Here is a 19,364-nt window from a genome sequence, read left to right as displayed (position 1 = left end):
AAGTTTATTATTTAACATGGTTGTCAAGACAGATGACTTCAAGGCAGAAAGCAGAAGGCAGAAGGCAGAAGGCAGAAGGCAGAAGGCAGAAGGCAGAAGGCAGAAGGCAGAAGGCAGGAGGCAGAAGTTATGCCTTATTGTAGGGAATTGTAGGGGATTGTAGGGGCGGGTTTAGCCGTTTAATTGACGGGTATACCGATAAGTTATCAACAAAACCCGCCCTCTTGTCGTTTAGATTTGAGCCAAATGGTAAATGACGAGCCGTTTAATTGACGGGTATACCGATAAGTTATCAACAAAACCCGCCCTCTTGTCGTTTAGATTTGAGCCGAATGGTAAATGACGAGCCGTTTAATTGACGGGTATACCGATAAGTTATCAACAAAACCCGCCCTCTTGTCATTTAGATTTGAGCCGAATGGCAAATTACCTAGCTTGCTTGAAGAAGAGCGAGTATGACACAAACAAAGGACAAATGACCAATACCAATTAAGCCAAAAGTGATTCCCCTTGTTCGTCCGACGTTGCCAACTCCTCCAACCGTTCCTGTTGATCCTGGGTAATACAGGCTTGAATCACAGACTCTATATCCCCTTCCAACAAGCTATTCAGCGAATAGTTTTGACTCAAGCGATGATCCGTCACCCGATTATCCTTATAGTTATAGGTGCGAATCTTCTCCGATCGCGAACCCGTCCCCACCTGCGATCGCCGCATCGAGGTAACCGCTTCCTGTTGCTCCCGCAGCTTCATTTCATACAGTTTAGCGCGGAGAATTTGCAACGCCCGCTCTCGGTTTTGCAGTTGAGAACGTTCCTCCGTACAAAAGATGCGAATCCCCGTCGGCTTGTGGAACAGATCAACCGCCGTTTCCACCTTGTTCACATTCTGTCCACCAGCACCACCCGAACGGGCTGTGGAAACCTCCAAATCCTTCGGATCAACCTCAATTTCCACATCATCCACTTCTGGCATTACCGCCACAGTCGCGGTTGAGGTATGAACTCGTCCTCCTGCTTCCGTCACCGGGACTCGTTGCACCCGATGCACACCCGCTTCAAACTTCAGCTTGCTATAAACCTGTTCCCCTTGAATTTCCAGAATCGCCTCTTTAAACCCACCCATGTCAGCCGGGGATTCACTCAATAGCTTCACCCGCCAGTTCTGAGTTTCGGCATAGCGGGAGTACATTCGCACTAAATCCCCTGCCCAAATACTGGCTTCGTCGCCCCCGGTTCCTGCCCGAATCTCCAACATGATGTTCTTATCATCATTCGGATCACGGGGCAAGAGTAGGATTTTCAGGCGTTTTTCCAACTCCTCCAGCTTGGTTTGCAGTTCCTCAACTTCCAGGGCTGCCATGTCGTGCATTTCCCCATCCCCATTAGCTTCCTTGAGGATTTGGCGAGCGCCCGTCAGTTCCTCCTGGGCTGTTTTCCAGAGTTCGTAGGTGCTAACCACTTCCTCTAAGGACGAACGAGCTTTTGCCACCCGCTGCACTTCCACCGGATCAGTGGCAATATCAGGGTCAGCCAAACGGCGCGTTAATTCGTGAAAGGTTTGTTCAACCGATTGTAATTTATCCAGTAAGTAAGTTTCCGCCATGGTTACAGCGATCGCTCCATTGAAATAGCTAAAAAAAGCATAAAAGGGCGAAGTCTAACGAGTCAGAGTTAGGCTTCGCTACCGTTGAATCCACTTCAACCTTCCTAGCTATTTTTCTTTAGACGATTGCTGCTCCGAGGCATTTCCTTCGATCATGCCGTATTTCCGCATAAAGCGCTCCACACGACCTTCCGTATCAATAATTTTTTGGGTTCCTGTGTAGAAGGGATGATTTCCCGACCACACATCAACATGAATTTCCGGCTGGGTTGAACCAACCGTCATCACAACTTCTCCGTTGCAATAGACTTTGGCGTCTGGATACCACTGGGGATGAATATCAGGTTTTGGCATAGTTACTATCCTCTCTCAGCAAGCGTTGCTTAGTTCTGTCATTTGGGGCGAAATCACCCCTGATGATTCGTCTTCTCTTTTCCCAATTCTAACGCTTCGAGTATTGGGGAGCTTTGCGGGCTTTATGCAAGCCGTATTTCTTCCGTTCTTTAGCACGGGGATCGCGCGTTAAATACCCTTCAATCTTCAAGGGAGAGCGATTTTCCGGGTCAAGTTCACACAGCGCCCGCGCTACGCCTAAGCGAATCGCATCGGCTTGTCCGGTCAACCCACCGCCGTGAGCATTGACCAAAATGTCGTAATCATTCTCTAGACCCAGGGTTTCCAAGGGTGATTTGGTCACCATTAAATAGGCAGGATTGAGATTAAAGTAGACATCGCCAGGACGCCCGTTGACAATCAATTGACCTGTCCCTGGCACGAGGCGCACCCGAGCAACGGAGGATTTCCGGCGACCGGTTCCCCAGTACACAGCGCGATTTTCCATCGGTTCTGTTGCTTGCATTAGTCTTGTTCTCCTGGAATGGTGTCAATGGTTAAGGGTTGAGGTTTTTGAGCGTCATGGGGATGGGTTGCTCCGCCATAAACTTTCAGCTTCGTAAACAGTTTACGACCCAGAGAATTTTTAGGCAGCATCCCTTTCACCGCCTTTTCAATAATCCGTTCCGGTAGACGGGCTTGTAAATGGGCAAAGGTTTCCGTCTTCATCCCACCCGGACGACCGGAATGGCGGCGATAAATCTTCTGACTGCTTTTTTTGCCGGTGACGACGACTTTCTCGGCATTGACCACGATCACGAAGTCCCCTGTATCCATGTGCGGGGAATAGGTCGGTTTATTTTTCCCTCTAAGAATCATGGCAATTTCCGTTGCCAATCGTCCCAGACGTTGACCTTCGGCATCAATAACGTACCAATTTTGTTCTAAAGAATCCTGAGTTGGCAGGTAAGTTTTTTGCATGAGTTTTTTTGATTACGTATACAGTTAACCTAAACACAATTGGGCAGGTGTCTCAGTGGGCAAGATAAACGTCGGCTGAGTATCAAACCAGGTTTTTGGCGGAAAGGGCGAGTGAGGATACCCCACTCGTAACAAGCACAACCCCTTGGCTGGCGCTGAATATTTGATCCGTTCCCGCTGTTGATTCACCCACAGTTGAGTAAACTCGTTCGGATGTAGGTTCCCCCGCCCGACTTCTACCAGCATGCCGACGAGTAGCCGCACCATGCCGTATAAAAATCCATCCGCCTGAATTTCAATATGAATAAATGAACCATTCCGGTAACATTGAGTATCCTGAACCGTGACCCAGGAATGCTGCCGTGACGAGTTGGCGCGATGGAACGCCGCCAGGTGGTGTTTACCCCGCAGTGGATTCAGTGCGTCCTGAATCCGATGTTCATCCAAGGGAGCGTGATAATAATGCCAACTAAACGGTCGCACAAACAGGTTGGGACAAGCATCTGTATAGATACTGTACCGATACCGACGCCAAATCGCCGAAAAGCGAGCGTGCCAATTGGCGGGGACGGGGGCTGATGCCCGAATCAGGATATCCTCCGGTAGTCGGCTATTGAGGATCGGCATCCACCGCTCTCCCGGAATCGGACGGCTGCTATTAAAATGGGCAACTTGGGCAGCGGCATGAACCCCTGTATCAGTACGCCCCGCCCCGTGTAAGGTTACGGGTTTTCCTTCGACAGTGGACAGAACTTGCTCAATGTCCCCTTGCACGGTGCGATGGTGAGGTTGTCGTTGCCAACCCGAGAACTTAGTACCCAGGTATTGAATCACCAGGGCGATGCGTTGAGTTGGCTTAACCTCGCACTCGGACATAACCTGAGTTCACACCAGCTCGATGATTGCCATTTCCGCATTATCCCCACGACGGCGCAGGGTTCTGAGGATGCGAGTATACCCACCGTTACGATTACCATAGCGATCGCTTGCTCCTTCAAACAGAGCATGAACTAACTGCTTGTCGTACAGATAGCCTAAGGCTTGACGGCGAGACGCTAGGGAGCCATCTTTGGCTAAGGTAATCATTTTTTCCACTTGGGAGCGCACGGCTTTTGCCCGTGCTTTGGTGGTGGTGACTCGACCATGACGAATCAACTCTGTCGCTAGGCTGCGGAGCAGCGCTTGACGCTGGTCGGCTGGTTTTCCTAGTTTGGGTACACGACGACGATGACGCATTGTCTTTTCTTCCTCTACAATCCCACAACAATGAACAATTTCTCAACTAGAACGCGAGAATCCCTTCCTTCAACAGCCTGATTTCCGTAGGCGTAGCCAAGGATGAAATGGCTAACCGAGTTGACGATTAGCCATTTAATTACAATGCTTAAGTTGGTTTAGCCGATTTTTCGTGGGGCAATGTAATCCCCAAGCGTTTTTGTAAGGCGTCGATGACTTCTTCGGCAGATTTTTGACCAAAGTTCTTGATTTCTAGGAGATCCTCCTGGCTATAATCTAATAGATCCGCAACCGAGTTAATTTGCGCTCGCTTGAGGCAGTTATACGCCCGCACCGACAGTTGCAGTTCTTCAATCGGAATTTGGCTGGTGGGATCTTCGTCTTCCGGACGACCCACAGGCTCTGGCTTCAGCTCGATATCTTTCAGGGGATTGAATAAATCCACCAGAATAGTGGCGGCTTGACTCAGTGCTTCCTGGGGTGACACGCTGCCATTCGTCCACACATCTAAAATTAAACGGTCTTTTTCCAGGGAACCGTCAATGCGAGTATCCTCAACACTGTAGTTCACCTTAGTGACTGGCATGAATACCGCATCAAGTTGCAGGAAATCCACCGAAGATGTTTCATCACGCCCCCGTTCGACCGAGCGATACCCGGTGCCTCGTTCGATCCGGAACTCCATTTCCAGTTTGGCACCATCGGCTAGGGTGGCGATATACTGACCTGGATCAACAAATTCTACGTCTGATGGTAGATCAAACTGAGCCGATCGCACGGTCGAAGGTCCGGTGATCATGACTCGACCAATATGGGGTCCGGGCGTATAGCTTTTGAGGACGACTTCCTTCATATTCAGGAGAATTTCCAGGACATCCTCTCTGATTCCCTCAATGGTGGCAAACTCGTGATTGACTCCCGCAATCCGGACAGCGGTAATGGCTGTTCCTTCTAGGTTAGACAGGAGAACCCGTCTCAGGGCGTTGCCCACTGTTGTACCTTGACCGCGTTCTAGAGGTTCTAGGACAAATTTGCTATATTGACTTTGATTCTTTAGTGTTTTGGATTCTACGCACTCAATCTGAAACTGCGCCACGGAGTGACCTCCCTCCTTTAATTCATAGGAACCCATCAAAAGCACTCAGCCAGTACTTTTGAATTTTTGTTGCGCCTAACCCACAATTTGGTACAAGTGGCACTAAGCAAAGTATCAGGGGTTGGCATAATTGGCTCGATGCTGACACTTGATTTTGGTGTCGAGTCGAGACGGATGCGGGGTCAACTGACTTAAAGGTTTGATTGAGGGTATATCTCAATCAAACTCTGGGTTTAACCGCCCCCATTCCCGTTCCCGATTTCCCGATCCTAGACGCGGCGTCGTTTCGGGGGACGGCAACCATTATGCGGAATTGGCGTGACATCCCGAATCAGGGTAATTTCTAGTCCTGCGCCTTGCAGTGCGCGAATCGCGGTTTCTCGACCTGCACCAGGACCGCTAACCATTACCTCAATTTGACGCATTCCTTGGTCTATGGCTCGACGGGCGGCGTTATCGGCAGCGGTTTGAGCGGCAAAGGGGGTGCCTTTCTTCGCGCCTTTAAAACCACTCGATCCGGCTGATGCCCAGGAAACCACATCGCCCCGTGTGTCCGAAAGGGTGACGATGGTATTGTTGAAGGTAGACTGGATGAATGCCATTCCATTCGGAACGTTGCGTTTCTGTTTTTTTGTACCTGTTTTTTTAGTTGGTCGCGGCATATCGTTTTATTTGTGCTGTCTTAGGAGTGGGTGTGAACTGAATCAACGTCTTACTTCTTCGCCGGTGCTTTTTTCTTACCCGCAACGGCAATACGTCTACCCCGCCGGGTACGGGCATTGGTGCGGGTGCGTTGACCGCGCACAGGTAACCCTTGGCGATGGCGACGTCCGCGATAGGTGCCAATATCAACGAGACGCTTGATATTCATGGCTTCCCAGCGCCTTAAGTCACCCTCGACCTGATAGTCGCCCTCGACTACCGATCGCAGGGTGGCTACGTCAGCATCGCTTAAATCCTTGACGCGGATATCCGGATTAATACCCGTTTTGCTAAGAATTTCTTTGGAGCGAGATAGACCAATTCCGTAGATGTAGGTTAGACCAATTTCTATTCGTTTATCGCGAGGTAGGTCTACACTGGCAATTCTTGCCACGGTATTTTTCTCCCTTTTGCTGGTTTTGTGCTACAAATGAGTCTTATAGAGTCTCTAGATTACCCCTGACGTTGTTTGTGCTTGGGGTTTTGACAAATTACCATTACTCGACCTCGGCGTCGAATAATGCGACATTTTTCGCAAATTTTGCGGACGGATGCTCTAACCTTCATGGGTTTTTTAGTTACAACGCAAGCACATTATCATATCATTTTTTGGTTTTCGCGTCAAATAAGCCAATCAATCAGCCCGAACGATGTTTATTTTTTACGCAGTCGGTAGGTGATTCGCCCCTTGCTCAAGTCATAAGGGGTCAATTCGACTTTGACGCGATCGCCCGGTAGAATTTTGATGTAGTTGCGGCGAATTTTGCCGGAAATATGGGCAAGGACGTTGAAGCCGTTATCCAAATCAACCCGAAACATGGCGTTCGGTAAGGATTCGGTTACCGTCCCTTCCATTTCAATTAAGTCTTGTTTAGCCAATTTTGTCGTTCCTCAATACGATTGGTCACTAAGTCCCCCTCCACACAGTTAGAGATTTGTCCAGGGAGTTGTTAACTTATGTTATCAAAATCCTCCCTAAAACGGCTTTTTGATCCCGCGAGTGTTAAGAAAAGTTGAAACACCAGGAGCGACTTCCCAGAAGCGTTGCTGTCACATTAAGGGAAGCCTTAGAAATAGTAACCACATCACAGAGACGAGAACATCCCTCCAAAGTGGGACGGTGTTCGTTTTCCGGCTTGGGCAATTGATGAGTGAACGGGTTCAGGACATCACCTGCTTGAGAGAATCCGTCACCTCCTCCATGGGTTGGTCTCCATCAATCTCGCGTAAGATTGAGTGATCGCGGTAAAACTCAATCACCGGCGCCGTCTGTTGGCGGTAGACATCTAGGCGTTTACGAATCGTCTGCTCATTATCATCTTGGCGTCCTCGTGAGAGTAACCGTTTCAGGATTGATTCATCGGGGACATCCAAATAAATGGCATAATCGCACTGCTGATCGAGATCCTGAAGCAGATTCTCCAGAAAAGCCGCTTGGCTAACATTACGCGGAAACCCATCCAAAATCCAACCTGATTGAGTATCCGGTTGCTTGAGGCGATCGCGAATCAGATCCAGAATCAATTCATCTGGCACCAACTCGCCGCCATTCATATAAGACTGCGCCTTTTGTCCGAGGGGGGTAGATGCGGCGATCGCACTCCGGAGAATATCCCCGGTCGATATGTGAGGAATCTGATAAAGTTCAGCGATATGCTGCGCTTGTGTTCCTTTGCCTGCCCCTGGTGGTCCTAAAAAAACTAATCGTGTCATTGGTTATTTGTCATTCGTCCTTTGTCCTTTGTCATTTGTCCTTTGTCCTCTGTCAATTTGATGTCTTTTCTACAACGCGGAGCAAATCCAGCTCTCACCTCTAGAGAAAACCTAACACTGAACAAAGGACAAGTAACCAATGACATAGCCAAAATTTTACTGCTTCACCATACCCTCGTAACGCTGTGAAATCACATACGTTTGAACCTGTTTTGCCGTATCAATTGCCACACCGACCAAAATCAGTAACGAAGTCGCCCCTAACCCTCTAAAGGTTGTCACTCCCGTCGCACTTTCTACAGCCGTTGGCACAACCGCCACCAGTCCCAGGAAAATAGCGCCCAAAAACGTTAACCGATTCAGCACTCGCTCCACATAGTCGCTGGTAGCTTTACCGGGGCGAATTCCCGGAATACTCGCGCCCATTTTCTTCAAATTCTGCGACATATCAACTGGGTTGACGATTAATGACGCATAAAAGTAGCTAAAGAAGAGAATTAACACCAGATAAACCAGTACATACAGCCACGGCGTTGGACCATTGGGACTAATATACACAGCCACCTGATTTACCCCTTGCATGAATGAGCCAAAAACACCTTCACCGGTGCCACCGCGAGCAAAGCCAGCAATAGACGTGGGCAGAATCAACACCGCTGAGGCAAAGATGATCGGCATTACCCCACCTTGATTCAGTCGCAGCGGCAGATAACTCGTTCGTTCCCGATAGAGGCGACGCCCAACTTGTCGTCTTGCCGAAATAATTGGAATTCGGCGGGTTCCCTCCTGAACGAAAACAATCCCGACAATCATCACCAGGAAAACCAGGAGCAAAATGACCACCTTACCTGCCATTTCTCGCCCCCCCGTCTGTGCCAATTCAATCGTTTGACCCAATGTCCGGGGCAGAACTGCCACGATATTGACAAAAATCAACAACGACGCGCCGTTGCCAATCCCGCGTTCGGTAATCAGTTCCGAAATCCACATGACAAACATTGAGCCAGCCGTGATTGCCAGAACGGTTTCCACAAAGAAGAGGGTTCCGGGATTAGTCGCAAATTGGCTAGCAAAAATTGCCAGACCGATGCTTTGCAATATCGCCCAACCCAGGGCAACATACCGGGTAATCTGAGAAATCTTCCGACGTCCAGCTTCCCCTTCATTCTTCTGTAAATTTTCCAACGTGGGGATAGCTGCCGTCAGCAACTGTAAGATAATCGACGCATTAATATAGGGCAAGATTCCCAGGGCAAAAATCCCCAAAGCCGAGAATCCTCCCCCGGAGAAAAAATCTAAAATGCCAGCGATGGGAACATTGCCACTTTGGATAGCGGTGGCTAGTTGTTCCCGATCAATTCCCGGTACCGGTAAAAAGACACCAAACCGGGCTAGGATCAACAAACCGATGGTCAACAGCAACCGACCTCTAAGTCCGGCTGCTTGTGCCATCTGCATAAATGTTTCTTGAGCCGTTGGAGTTTTGTCTCGACTGACGACCATAAAGGACTACCTCTAGAGGACACGGTGGTAAGGGAACTCCGCCGCCACAGACGGCAACTTTAAAACCGAAAAGTTACGCCTCAATCGTTTCACAACTCCCGCCAGCCGCCTCAATTTTTTGGCGAGCGCCCGTCGTGAAAGCAGCAGCTTTAACGTTTAGCGATACATTCAACTCCCCGTCACCCAGAATTTTCAACGGTCCGTCATCCGTGGTGACGATCCCCGCGTCCATCAGTGACGGTAACGTCACCTCTGTATTGGCAGGGAGCGATGCCAACTTACCTACATTTATCGTAGTGTAATGTTTGGGATTAATCACCGTAAAGTGTTTTAACTTAGGGATGCGGCGATACAAGGGCATCTGACCCCCTTCAAATCCAGCTCTTGTCCCCCGACCCGATCGCGACTTTTGACCCCGCATCCCATAGCCACAGCTTGCGCCTTGACCCGCGCTAATCCCGCGACCAACACGACGACGACCTTTCTTTGCCCCATCTTGGGGTGCTACAGTATGGATTCTCATAATTTAGCTCACTAAACTCAAAACTCTCTCATTTAAGGTCAATGGTGGTAGGTGTTAGGTTTTTGAGCCGACACCCGACACCCGACACCCTTGCTCAACCGAGCTTTTCACCTTAAGTTGACGCGGATGGTTCCTAAACCCGCCCCTACACAATCAGACATAGAGCTTCTCAATCTCAACCCCGCGTTCTTGCGCCACTTCCTTGAACGTCCGTAGCGCATCTAGGGCGTTAATGGCGGCTCTAGCATTATTCAAGGGATTATTAGACCCCAGTTGCTTGGCTAAGATATTACGAACTCCTGCCAATTCCAACACCGTCCGTACCGCGCCGCCAGCAATTACCCCTGTACCGGGGGCGGCGGGTCTTACCATCACCTTGGCACCAACAGCCGCCCCATTCGAGGGATGAGGAATGGAATTGGACTTGGTTAAGGGCACATCAATGACTTGCTTTTTGGCATCAACTACCCCTTTGCGAACAGCGCCAATTACATCACTGGCTTTGCCCACACCAACGCCAACTTGACCCCGCTCATTGCCAACCACAACGATCGCTCGGAAACTTAATTTTTTCCCCCCTTTCACCACCTTGCTGACGCGACGGATTTGAATCACCCGTTCTTGCCAGTTGCTATCTTTTTCTTTAGCGCGGTTGCTTTTGCGACGATTTGCCATAATTTAAATTGTGCTTTCCTTAACGTCTAAAAGTTTAACCCAGCATCCCGCGCCGCTTCTGCCAAAGCTTTAACGCGACCATGGTAAATATTTCCGCCTCGGTCAAATACCACCTGAGAGATCCCTTTTTCCAAGGCTCGCTGGGCAATTAACTGACCCACCTTCACCGAGGCGTCACAGGTGGCACCGGATTTTAACTCTGACTTGAGTCCAGGTTCTAACGTCGAAGCCGCCACTAGGGTATGTTGCTGATGATCATCAATCACCTGCACATAAATGTGCTGATTCGACCGAAAGACCGATAATCTCGGACGTTCAGCATTCCCTTGTACGGTTCGGCGCACCCGCCGATGTCTACGGCGAACTGATTCTTTACGAGTAAGTTTCATTGTTTATTTCTTACCTGCTTTACCAGCTTTACGTCTAATCATTTCATCGGCATAGCGAATGCCTTTCCCTTTATAAACTTCTGGGGGACGCACCGCCCGAATTTTCGCCGCTGTGTTGCCGACAATTTCTTTATTGATCCCACTAACAATGACGTTAGTATTCCCTTCAACCGCTAACTGTATGTCTTCAGGAGGAACAATTTCCACCGGTTGACTGTAGCCGACATTCAGAATTAAGTTCCGTCCTTGCACCTGGGCGCGATAACCGACGCCTTGGATGGCTAAACGCTTCTGAAAGCCTTGGGACACCCCTTCCACCATGTTGGCAACCAGGGTACGAGACAAGCCGTGGCGCTGACGGGCAAGTTTGGATTCATCCCGCCGCAAAACTTGGATGGTTTGTCCTTCTTGTTCAACTTTGACTTGTTTGGGCAGAACTCGTTGGAGTTCGCCTTTGGGTCCTTTAACGGTAACCTGTTGACCGTCAATGGTCACGGTTACTTTATCGGGAATTGTGATTGGGCGTTTGCCAATACGCGACATGATTTTATACTCCTTATCCGGGCAAAAGAATGTTCAGGTTCTGAAGGGCTGATTGTCGCCGTGTTACCAGATGTAACACAATACTTCACCACCGATTCCTTGTCGTCGGGCTTCCCGGTCGGTCATGATCCCACTAGAGGTGGAAATAATCGCAATCCCAATACCACCCAGAACGCGGGGTAATTCCTTGCGGTTTTTGTACACGCGCAGACCGGGTTTACTCACCCGTTTCAGCGCTCGGATAATGGGTTGGCGAGTTTTTTCCTTGTATTTCAACGAAATCACCAAGTATTTTTTAACGCCTTCCCCAGCTTCTTCAAAGTCGGCAATAAAGCCTTCTTCTTTCAACACCTGGGCAATTGCCCGGGTCATTTTTGTTGCGGGGACATTTGTGGTTTGATGTCGTACCAAACACGCATTCCGAATGCGGGTTAGCATATCTGCAATTGTGTCGTTTGCCGCCATTAGTTCCTTCCTATGCTTACAGGCTTATTTCTCCCGGAAAGGCATTCCCATCTCTTTGAGTAAAGCGCGACCCTCTTCATCGGTGTTTGCGGTGGTGATAATTGAGATATCCATGCCCCGAATTTGATCGATACTGTCGTAGTCTATTTCCGGGAAAATCAGTTGTTCTCGGATGCCTAGGGTGTAGTTGCCGCGACCGTCGAAACTGCGAGGGCTAATCCCACGAAAGTCACGAATTCGCGGTAGGGCTAAACTAATTAAGCGATCCAAGAACGAGTACATCCGTTCTGAGCGCAGGGTAACCATGACCCCCACGGGCATTCCTTCACGGATTTTAAAGCCCGCGATCGCTTTTTTGGCACGGGTGACCACAGGTTTTTGACCGGTAATGATCGCCAGTTCACTCAAGGAGGATTCCAGGGCTTTCGCATTTTGAGAGGCTTCGCCTAATCCTCGGTTGACGGTGATTTTGGTCACACGCGGGACTTGATGGATGTTGGTATACCCAAACTGTTCTTTAAGTTTGGGAACAATTGTCTCTTGATAGAGTGTTTTCAGTCGGTCAGACATGGTGGTTTATCCTTTTCCCTGGGCTTGGTCAGGGTAATTTGTCTTATGTCTTTTGTCTTATGTCCTTTGTTTTTTTTGATAACTCCAAAGGACTTGACGAAAAGATTAGTCGATGATTTCACCCGTTTTCTTCAGCATTCGTACCTTGCGTCCCTCTTCAGTCAAGGTATAACAGATACGACTTGCCACTTTTTGCTTGTCCGAATACAGCATGACATTGGAACTGTGAATCGGGGATTCAATGGTCACAATTTGACCGGTTTCTCCTTCTTGCTGAGGCTTAACGTGTTTGGTTTTAACATTCACGTTTTTGACCACAACCTTACTTTCTTTCGGTAAGGTTTCCAGAATTTCTCCGACCTTACCTTTATCGTGACCACTAATCACTTGCACCGTGTCGCCTTTTTTGATGTGCATTTTGTAACGCACTGGCGCTTTTTTTGTTGTTTTAGCCATCAGAGTACCTCCGGCGCTAAGGACACAATTTTCGTGTAATTTCTCTCCCGTAGTTCTCGCGCTACTGGACCAAATACACGAGTTCCTCTGGGATTACCTTCCGGGTTAATAATCACAGCCGCATTATCGTCAAAACGAATACTCATGCCGCTTTCCCGGCGCAATCCTTTACGAGTGCGGACAATAACAGCCCGAACCACATCGGACTTTTTAATTGCCATGTTCGGAATCGCATCCTTTACCACAGCAATAATCACGTCACCCACACTACCGTAACGTCGATTTCCAGAACCGACGACGCGAATGCACATTACTTTACGCGCACCGCTATTGTCAGCCACATTTAAATAGGTTTGTTGTTGAATCATCTGATTTGTACTCTTGATTCCGAGTTATGAATTGTGAGGCAAGTCGGAGTGGGTTTGACGATTCTCGTTTCTGACCGATTCGTGAACATTCAAAACCCAAAACCATACCCTTGCGGGGGTTAAATTGAGGCACTACTGAGAATGTCCATAACCTGCCAGCGTTTCGTGCGACTGAGCGGTCGGGTTTCTTGAATGCGGACGCGATCGCCTTCTTGACAGCGATTGTCTTCATCGTGTGCCTTATATCGCTTGGTCTTGACAACGATTTTGCCGTATTTCGGGTGGGGCGATCGGTTTTCGATAGCAACAACTACGGTTTTATCCATTTTGTTGCTGACAACTACACCAACTCGTTCTTTAACTGCCATCGCGGTTTACTCCTCTTCGTTTGCCTCAGATGGTGAGGATTCAGGGGTGGCTTCAGTTGCCTGTTCACCCACTGACCCTTGCTCATCGGCTTTAACTGCCTCTTCCGCCTCGGCTTGAGGGGGTTGAGTCGTCGCCGTTGTCGCTGTCGGGGCTGAATCGCTCACGGATGGGGGGGTTTGTTCAGATGCGGCTGCCAATTGCCGTTCTCGTGCGATCGTCATCATCTGAGCAATGCGATGTTTGAGATGCTTAAACTGATGCGGTTTTTCTAAGCGGCGAGTGGCTTGTTGCAACCGCAGTTCAAATAGCTCACGCTTGGCAGCTAAAATTTCATCGGCTAGTTCTTGATCGCTTAATGTTCTCGCGTCATCTATTTTGGACAAAGGCATAACGTATACTTATTCCCCTTCACGGGTAATGAACTTCGTTTTAATGGGAAATTTGTTAGCCGCTAGACGCATGGCTTCACGGGCAATGGGTTCGGATACACCGGCGATTTCATAGAGAATTCGACCAGGTTTCACGACCGCCACCCAATATTCAGGAGACCCTTTCCCCGAACCCATACGAGTTTCCGCTGGACGCATGGTCACCGGTTTATCGGGGAATACACGAATCCAAATTTTTCCGCCCCGGCGAATATAGCGAGTCATCGCTCGACGACCGGCTTCAATTTGACGGGCAGTAATCCAGGATGGTTCAGTGGCTTGTAAGCCAAAGTCCCCAAAATTGAGGGAGTTGCCGCGAGTGGCTTGACCTCTCATCCGCCCGCGATGCTGTTTGCGGAATTTTGTTCGTTTAGGACTTAACATAGTGATTTTTGTCCGTTATCAGTTAATCGTGCTGGTTTCTCCTTTGCCTGTTTTCAGCTGATCCAGGACAAAAGACTATTCATTAGACCGATCTTCAAATTGCTGGCGACGCCGTTGTTGACGACGACGGGGTTGAGCGGTTGGCGGGGGAGCGACTTCTTCGGTAGAGGGAATAATTTCGCCTTTGAAGATCCAAACTTTCACGCCAAGAATCCCATAGATGGTGCTAGCGGTACGGTAGGAATAATCAATATCCGCCCGCAGGGTATGCAGGGGAACTCGACCTTCCCGAGTCCACTCCGTTCGGGCAATTTCCGCCCCATTCAGGCGACCACTCACTTGGACTTTGATGCCTTGGACATCTGCCCGTTGCGCCCGTTGAATCGCTTGACGCACCACGCGACGGAAGGACACCCGACGTTCGAGCTGTTGGGCAATGTACTCGGCAATTAGCTCCGCATCGGCATCCACCCGGGCGACTTCAATGACATTGATGCGAATTTGACGATTGCTCCCTAAAAGGTCTTGGAGACCTGTACGCAAGGATTCAATGCCACTACCGCCCCGACCAACCACGACACCAGGTCGAGCTGTATGAACTTCTAAGTCAATTTGATCGGCTTTGCGTTCAATCCGGGTCATCGAAATCCCGGCGTTACTCAGGTTTTTTTCGACATATTGTCGGATGATGTAGTCCTCTTGCAGGACTTCTGGGTAACGCTTGGTATCAGCAAACCAACGGGAGCGATGTTCTTGAGTGACACCTAAGCGAAAACCAATTGGATGAATTTTTTGTCCCACGAATCCTTCCTTTACTTTGTGTTTATCCGTTGTCAATCAGGATTGAGCGATGACAATTAACTACTCCTCAACTTGAGGGGAAACCGCCACCGTGATGTGACAGGTTGGCTTGCGAATCTGATAGGCTCGACCTTGGGCTCTGGGGCGATAGCGCCTAAAGCTAGGTCCCATATCAGCCGAAGCATGGCTAATCACCAAGGTGGTGGGATCTAGACCCGCATTATGTTCGGCATTCGCCACGGCAGATCGTAGGACTTTCAGCACGGGTTCGCACGCCCGGTAGGGCATAAATTCCAGAATGATCAGGGCTTCGCGGTAGGAACGCCCTCGAATCTGATCTAGAACCCGCCTGACTTTTAAGGGGGACATCCGAACGTAACGTGCGATCGCTTTGGTTTCTACTGTCGTATCTATCGTCGCCATAGTTTTTCTAATCTCTAATCGGCAAGAGCGAGATCAAAGCTGCCAACTCCAAGGGACAGCCTTGTGCTAATTAACGCGCCCGGCGATCGCCCTTAGCATGACCGCGAAAGGTACGAGTTGGGGCAAATTCGCCCAGTTTATGTCCCACCATCTGCTCATTGATAAAAATCGGCACATGGGTTCTACCGTTATGCACGGCGATGGTATGACCCACCATTTGCGGCAGAATGGTTGAGGCGCGTGACCAGGTTTTAATCACCTGCTTTTCGCCTTTTGTATTCAAGGCTTCAATCTTACTCAGAAGACTGTCGGCAATAAATGGACCTTTTTTTAACGAACGACCCATAATTTCAACGTAGTAAATGGTCAGTAATTGGATACAAGCCTTAAGCTTGACGTCCACCCCGTCCTCGCTTCGAGGATTTGCGCCGACGGCGGACAACCAGAGAGGAGCTTTGTTTTTTCGGTTTGCGAGTTTTCGCGCCCAATGTGGGTTTACCCCAGGGTGTAACTGGACCGGATTTCCCAATCGGCGCTCTCCCTTCACCACCGCCGTGGGGATGATCCACCGGGTTCATGACGCTTCCTCTGACTTTGGGGCGCCGTCCCAAACGACGGCTACGACCTGCTTTTCCTAAACTTAAGTTACGAGCCTCACTATTCCCGACCTGTCCAATCGTGGCATAGCAGTTCCGCTGCACCATACGGACTTCTGTGGAGGGTAGCTTCAGGGTGACATAGTTCCCTTCTTTGGCGACAACTTGGGCGCTCACCCCAGCCGCACGGACGATTTGACCGCCTTTTCCAGGGACTAATTCCACGTTATGTACGCTGGTGCCTAGGGGGATATTGCTCAACGGTAAAGCGTTACCCACTTCAATCGGAGCATCGGGACCCGAAATCACAGATGCCCCGACTTCTAAACCTGCTGGGTGCAGAATATAGCGTTTTTCGCCATCCTGATAGTAAAGTAGGGCAATCCGGGCATTCCGGTTGGGGTCATATTCAATGGCGGCTACTTTCGCCGGAATATTATGCTTTTTGCGGTGAAAGTCGATGATCCGGTAGAGGCGCTTATGTCCTCCACCCCGACGCCGACTGGTGATCACCCCCCGATTATTGCGACCTTTGGGACGGTGATTAGAGGTGGTTAGTGATTTTTCTGGCTCACTGCGGGTAATTTCCGCAAAGTCTGAGAGTGTAACCTGACGGGTACTTGGGGTATACGGTCTATAACTACGAGTTCCCATAAAACTATCCTTTATTTGTCATTTGTCTTATGTCATTTGTCCCTGAAAACTCGGTCGGGGCGGGTTTAGTTGCATCTGGATTGGGTAATAAAAGATAGTAGTCAAACCCGCCCCTACACATGCAACACTCACCATTGTTTTATACGTCTGGGAACAACGTAATGGAGTCTTCAGGAGCCAAGGTAACAATTGCCCGTTTATACTGGGGCTTGTACCCGATAAATCTGCCGACGCGACGCTTTCGGCGCGGTGGCATTAAGGTGTTAACACCCGTAACTTTGACATCAAAAAGGCTTTCTATTGCCGCTTTGATTTGCGGTTTAGTGGCTTGGGGAACCACATCAAAGACATATTTATTATCTTCTAAAAGCAACGTGGCTTTTTCAGTCACAATTGGGCGCAGCACCATATCTGCCAAGTCGCGGGGGTTAGTTGATTTAGTCACTGTAAACCTCCTGAATTTTGGCAAGGGCTGTATTGGTGGTGACAATTTTGTCAGCGTTCAATACATCGTAGACATTTAAGCTATCCGCATAAATTAGCTTGATGCTTGGCACATTACGGGCTGACAAATAAACCTGTTGTGCGGGTTGAGGTAAAATCAACAGGACTTTTTGATTGGGATCAATTCCCCAACGGGCGATCGCCTCCATCAAGTCTTTGGTTTTCGGACGAGGCAGTTGATCGGCAAACTCTTCGACGACAATTAGATCCTCCGCTCGACTCTGCAATGCGGTTCGCAGTGCCAAGCGCCGCTCTTTGCGGTTCATCTTCAGGTTATAGTCTCTGGGCTTGGGACCAAAGATAATGCCCCCGCCGCGCCACAAGGGTGAGCGGTTTGTACCTGCCCGGGCGCGACCTGTTCCTTTTTGCCGCCACGGTTTGCGTCCGCCGCCTCTAACTTCGGCGCGGGTTTTCGTGGATGCGGTTCCTTGACGAGCATTGGTCATTTGTCGAACTAATGCTCGATGAACAATGTGAGACGCACTATCTTCTTTGGCGACTTTCAGCTCCAGGGTGGCTTGTCCCACTTCTTCCCCTTGCCAGTTTCGCACTATACAATCGACCATAGTTTTTAGTCCTTAGTCTTTAGTCTGGTTGTTCAAGATTCATCGGTGGGCATCAACAATCAGCCATGAACCCTAAATAACTATTTTCCGACTTTATTGGTGGGTGCAATGTTTAAAAGCGCTCCTGGCTTACCGGGAACAGCCCCTTTAATAATCAGCAGGTTTCGCTCTGAGTCTACGCGCACCACCTGTAGTTTGCGAATGGTTTGACGTTTACCGCCATAACGACCCGCCATCTTCTTTCCGGGGAAAGTACGACCGGGCGTTGTTCCGGCACCAGTGGAACCGGGTAAGCGGTGGTTCTTGGAACCATGTGCCATCGGTCCGCGCTTAAAGTTATGGCGTTTTTGATAGCCAGCAAAGCCACGACCAATGGTATTTCCAGAGACATCCACCAGTTGACCTGCACTAAAGATCTCGACATTCACCACTTGACCGAGTTGGAAGTCGTCGGTGCTATCGAGGCGATATTCGCGCAGATGACGTAAAGGGGGAGCCTCAGATTTGGCTAAATGCCCCTTTTCTGGCTTATTGACTGCCTTTTCTTTAACTTCGTGATAGCCCAGTTGCACAGCACTGTAGCCATCCGTTTGCTTGGTTTTGATTTGAGTCACCCGACAAGGACCCGCTTGAACGACTGTGACAGGAAGGGCGCGTCCTTCCTCGTCAAAGACTTGGGTCATGCCGAGTTTGGTGCCGAGGATACCGACAGACACGGGCTTCTCCTTTCTAGACGGTACAGCGAGGCAGGTTTGGCGTTGATTCACGAGTGAATCCGCTAGTGCCTCAGCAGGTTATCTTCCTGACTAATCGACAGGGATTGCCTCGATTGAGGGTAATTCTTGCCTGGTTAGTTGGGGAAAGTTGGGTTAGTAGTAGACTAACCGCGTCGCCTTGGAACGCTGGGACTTAAAGAGTTATCTCCTCAGTATCCCTACGAGGCGCAGTGCAAGTGCCAAAGGTCAGAAGCTGCTACTACAAGCGCCTTATGGCTGTTTTATCTGAGTTCACTCGAGTTCTACAGGAGAACGAGCTGATCTCAACTTGGTGGTTTGACTGGATAAATCCAAGACCACAGCTTCTGTTGACCTGAGTTGCGATCGAGTAAGTCGCGATCGCGCAACCTGGCAATTTGGTCACAATTGCTCAGTATAGAATAATTCTCTAGCTTTGTCTAGGAAATTGGCGACAATTTTATCCATCCGAGCCAGCCAGCCTCCAAAGCCGCATCAATGAGGAGGAGGGGCATAGCTGGTATTGCCACTCCTGACCTCGGTTAGGACGCATAAGAATATGGAACGTCCCAACCACAGTTCGTTTGTCCCAAGAATCGTTATCTTATGGTCGTTTAAGCGAAATGGCTTACCCAACAAACAGTTTATCTGTCATCAGCCAAATATAGGAAAGCAAATTAAGAATTATTGCTGAGGTATTTGTTTACCCGACTGAGGCAGTCTGGAAGTGAAGACAGAAGGAGTAGC

General features: G+C 49.4%; 30 protein-coding genes and 1 pseudogene. All 31 read right to left on the bottom strand.

All coding sequences use genetic code 11. From position 1 onward, the window contains the following. Positions 1 to 489: 489 nt before the first annotated feature. The 31 genes and pseudogenes from prfA to rplC all read right to left on the bottom strand — a co-directional run bounded on the left by prfA (position 490) and on the right by rplC (position 18,599). Positions 490 to 1,605 (bottom strand): peptide chain release factor 1, encoded by a 1,116-nt coding sequence (gene prfA / locus RIE73_RS27570; protein WP_446404207.1) that lies wholly within the window; start codon positions 1,603 to 1,605, stop codon positions 490 to 492. Positions 1,606 to 1,713: 108 nt separating this feature from the next. Further along, complete coding sequence (gene rpmE, locus RIE73_RS27565) at positions 1,714 to 1,959, bottom strand: 50S ribosomal protein L31 (RefSeq protein ID WP_446404206.1); 246 nt, start codon at positions 1,957 to 1,959, stop codon at positions 1,714 to 1,716. 88 nt (positions 1,960 to 2,047) lie between these two features. After that, a complete protein-coding gene (gene rpsI / locus RIE73_RS27560; protein ID WP_446404205.1) occupies positions 2,048 to 2,464 on the bottom strand; it encodes a 30S ribosomal protein S9 in 417 nt (138 codons plus the stop codon). Continuing rightward, positions 2,464 to 2,919 carry a 50S ribosomal protein L13 gene (gene rplM, locus RIE73_RS27555; RefSeq protein WP_446404204.1) on the bottom strand — a complete coding sequence of 152 codons (456 nt, stop codon included), beginning with the start codon at positions 2,917 to 2,919 and terminating at the stop codon, positions 2,464 to 2,466. The genes rpsI and rplM overlap by 1 nt, the downstream gene beginning before the upstream one ends. A gap of 24 nt (positions 2,920 to 2,943) precedes the next feature. Continuing rightward, positions 2,944 to 3,795 carry a tRNA pseudouridine(38-40) synthase TruA gene (truA, locus tag RIE73_RS27550; protein ID WP_446404203.1) on the bottom strand — a complete coding sequence of 284 codons (852 nt, stop codon included), beginning with the start codon at positions 3,793 to 3,795 and terminating at the stop codon, positions 2,944 to 2,946. Between the two features lie 9 nt (positions 3,796 to 3,804). Beyond that, complete coding sequence (rplQ, locus tag RIE73_RS27545; protein WP_446404202.1) at positions 3,805 to 4,155, bottom strand: 50S ribosomal protein L17; 351 nt, start codon at positions 4,153 to 4,155, stop codon at positions 3,805 to 3,807. 148 nt (positions 4,156 to 4,303) lie between these two features. Continuing rightward, the gene (locus tag RIE73_RS27540; RefSeq protein ID WP_446404217.1) at positions 4,304 to 5,251 is read right to left on the bottom strand and encodes a DNA-directed RNA polymerase subunit alpha; all 948 of its coding nucleotides are present in this window, start codon (positions 5,249 to 5,251) and stop codon (positions 4,304 to 4,306) included. Between the two features lie 269 nt (positions 5,252 to 5,520). After that, positions 5,521 to 5,913 carry a 30S ribosomal protein S11 gene (gene rpsK / locus RIE73_RS27535; protein WP_446404201.1) on the bottom strand — a complete coding sequence of 131 codons (393 nt, stop codon included), beginning with the start codon at positions 5,911 to 5,913 and terminating at the stop codon, positions 5,521 to 5,523. A gap of 50 nt (positions 5,914 to 5,963) precedes the next feature. Next, positions 5,964 to 6,347 carry a 30S ribosomal protein S13 gene (gene rpsM, locus RIE73_RS27530; RefSeq protein WP_446404200.1) on the bottom strand — a complete coding sequence of 128 codons (384 nt, stop codon included), beginning with the start codon at positions 6,345 to 6,347 and terminating at the stop codon, positions 5,964 to 5,966. 59 nt (positions 6,348 to 6,406) lie between these two features. After that, a complete protein-coding gene (gene rpmJ / locus RIE73_RS27525) occupies positions 6,407 to 6,520 on the bottom strand; it encodes a 50S ribosomal protein L36 (RefSeq protein ID WP_446404199.1) in 114 nt (37 codons plus the stop codon). An 87-nt stretch (positions 6,521 to 6,607) separates the two neighbouring features. Continuing rightward, the gene (gene infA / locus RIE73_RS27520; RefSeq protein ID WP_006100613.1) at positions 6,608 to 6,832 is read right to left on the bottom strand and encodes a translation initiation factor IF-1; all 225 of its coding nucleotides are present in this window, start codon (positions 6,830 to 6,832) and stop codon (positions 6,608 to 6,610) included. Positions 6,833 to 7,114: 282 nt separating this feature from the next. Further along, positions 7,115 to 7,666, bottom strand: coding sequence for an adenylate kinase (locus tag RIE73_RS27515; RefSeq protein WP_446404198.1), 552 nt, complete (start codon positions 7,664 to 7,666; stop codon positions 7,115 to 7,117). Positions 7,667 to 7,822: 156 nt separating this feature from the next. Beyond that, positions 7,823 to 9,169: a preprotein translocase subunit SecY gene (secY, locus tag RIE73_RS27510; protein ID WP_446404197.1), complete on the bottom strand. Its 1,347-nt coding sequence runs from the start codon at positions 9,167 to 9,169 to the stop codon at positions 7,823 to 7,825. A 73-nt stretch (positions 9,170 to 9,242) separates the two neighbouring features. Next, positions 9,243 to 9,692: a 50S ribosomal protein L15 gene (gene rplO / locus RIE73_RS27505; RefSeq protein WP_446404196.1), complete on the bottom strand. Its 450-nt coding sequence runs from the start codon at positions 9,690 to 9,692 to the stop codon at positions 9,243 to 9,245. A gap of 153 nt (positions 9,693 to 9,845) precedes the next feature. Further along, on the bottom strand, positions 9,846 to 10,367 hold the full coding sequence (gene rpsE, locus RIE73_RS27500; protein WP_446404195.1) for a 30S ribosomal protein S5: 522 nt from the start codon (positions 10,365 to 10,367) through the stop codon (positions 9,846 to 9,848). 26 nt (positions 10,368 to 10,393) lie between these two features. Continuing rightward, positions 10,394 to 10,756, bottom strand: coding sequence for a 50S ribosomal protein L18 (rplR, locus tag RIE73_RS27495; RefSeq protein WP_446404194.1), 363 nt, complete (start codon positions 10,754 to 10,756; stop codon positions 10,394 to 10,396). 3 nt (positions 10,757 to 10,759) lie between these two features. Beyond that, positions 10,760 to 11,299, bottom strand: a complete 540-nt coding sequence (gene rplF / locus RIE73_RS27490) for a 50S ribosomal protein L6 (protein WP_446404193.1) — start codon at positions 11,297 to 11,299, stop codon at positions 10,760 to 10,762. Between the two features lie 63 nt (positions 11,300 to 11,362). Next, a complete protein-coding gene (gene rpsH / locus RIE73_RS27485) occupies positions 11,363 to 11,764 on the bottom strand; it encodes a 30S ribosomal protein S8 (protein WP_446404192.1) in 402 nt (133 codons plus the stop codon). Positions 11,765 to 11,788: 24 nt separating this feature from the next. Further along, positions 11,789 to 12,334: a 50S ribosomal protein L5 gene (gene rplE / locus RIE73_RS27480; protein WP_446404191.1), complete on the bottom strand. Its 546-nt coding sequence runs from the start codon at positions 12,332 to 12,334 to the stop codon at positions 11,789 to 11,791. Positions 12,335 to 12,439: 105 nt separating this feature from the next. Further along, on the bottom strand, positions 12,440 to 12,790 hold the full coding sequence (gene rplX, locus RIE73_RS27475) for a 50S ribosomal protein L24 (RefSeq protein ID WP_446404190.1): 351 nt from the start codon (positions 12,788 to 12,790) through the stop codon (positions 12,440 to 12,442). Next, positions 12,790 to 13,158: a 50S ribosomal protein L14 gene (gene rplN, locus RIE73_RS27470; RefSeq protein WP_006100476.1), complete on the bottom strand. Its 369-nt coding sequence runs from the start codon at positions 13,156 to 13,158 to the stop codon at positions 12,790 to 12,792. Before rplN ends, rplX begins: the two co-directional genes overlap by 1 nt. Before the next feature lie 119 nt (positions 13,159 to 13,277). Further along, complete coding sequence (gene rpsQ, locus RIE73_RS27465; protein ID WP_446404189.1) at positions 13,278 to 13,526, bottom strand: 30S ribosomal protein S17; 249 nt, start codon at positions 13,524 to 13,526, stop codon at positions 13,278 to 13,280. Positions 13,527 to 13,685: 159 nt separating this feature from the next. Further along, positions 13,686 to 13,916, bottom strand: a pseudogene (rpmC, locus tag RIE73_RS27460) (50S ribosomal protein L29); the annotation flags it as partial. Between the two features lie 9 nt (positions 13,917 to 13,925). Next, a complete protein-coding gene (gene rplP, locus RIE73_RS27455) occupies positions 13,926 to 14,339 on the bottom strand; it encodes a 50S ribosomal protein L16 (RefSeq protein ID WP_446404188.1) in 414 nt (137 codons plus the stop codon). Positions 14,340 to 14,414: 75 nt separating this feature from the next. After that, positions 14,415 to 15,140, bottom strand: coding sequence for a 30S ribosomal protein S3 (rpsC, locus tag RIE73_RS27450; RefSeq protein WP_446404187.1), 726 nt, complete (start codon positions 15,138 to 15,140; stop codon positions 14,415 to 14,417). Between the two features lie 60 nt (positions 15,141 to 15,200). After that, positions 15,201 to 15,563, bottom strand: a complete 363-nt coding sequence (gene rplV / locus RIE73_RS27445; protein ID WP_446404186.1) for a 50S ribosomal protein L22 — start codon at positions 15,561 to 15,563, stop codon at positions 15,201 to 15,203. 70 nt (positions 15,564 to 15,633) lie between these two features. Next, positions 15,634 to 15,909: a 30S ribosomal protein S19 gene (gene rpsS / locus RIE73_RS27440; RefSeq protein WP_446404216.1), complete on the bottom strand. Its 276-nt coding sequence runs from the start codon at positions 15,907 to 15,909 to the stop codon at positions 15,634 to 15,636. A 40-nt stretch (positions 15,910 to 15,949) separates the two neighbouring features. Continuing rightward, the gene (gene rplB, locus RIE73_RS27435) at positions 15,950 to 16,813 is read right to left on the bottom strand and encodes a 50S ribosomal protein L2 (protein ID WP_446404185.1); all 864 of its coding nucleotides are present in this window, start codon (positions 16,811 to 16,813) and stop codon (positions 15,950 to 15,952) included. 139 nt (positions 16,814 to 16,952) lie between these two features. Next, a complete protein-coding gene (locus RIE73_RS27430) occupies positions 16,953 to 17,258 on the bottom strand; it encodes a 50S ribosomal protein L23 (RefSeq protein WP_446404184.1) in 306 nt (101 codons plus the stop codon). After that, positions 17,251 to 17,883 (bottom strand): 50S ribosomal protein L4, encoded by a 633-nt coding sequence (gene rplD, locus RIE73_RS27425; protein WP_446389075.1) that lies wholly within the window; start codon positions 17,881 to 17,883, stop codon positions 17,251 to 17,253. Before rplD ends, RIE73_RS27430 begins: the two co-directional genes overlap by 8 nt. An 80-nt stretch (positions 17,884 to 17,963) precedes the next feature. Further along, positions 17,964 to 18,599 carry a 50S ribosomal protein L3 gene (gene rplC, locus RIE73_RS27420; protein WP_446404215.1) on the bottom strand — a complete coding sequence of 212 codons (636 nt, stop codon included), beginning with the start codon at positions 18,597 to 18,599 and terminating at the stop codon, positions 17,964 to 17,966. Between the last annotated feature and the right edge of the window lie 765 nt (positions 18,600 to 19,364).

The organism is Coleofasciculus sp. C1-SOL-03, from assembly GCF_040220555.1.
Lineage (GTDB): Bacteria > Cyanobacteriota > Cyanobacteriia > Cyanobacteriales > Coleofasciculaceae > Coleofasciculus.
The sequence above is the reverse complement of the archived record's forward strand: the minus strand, read 5'-3'. Positions and strand labels throughout refer to the sequence as shown.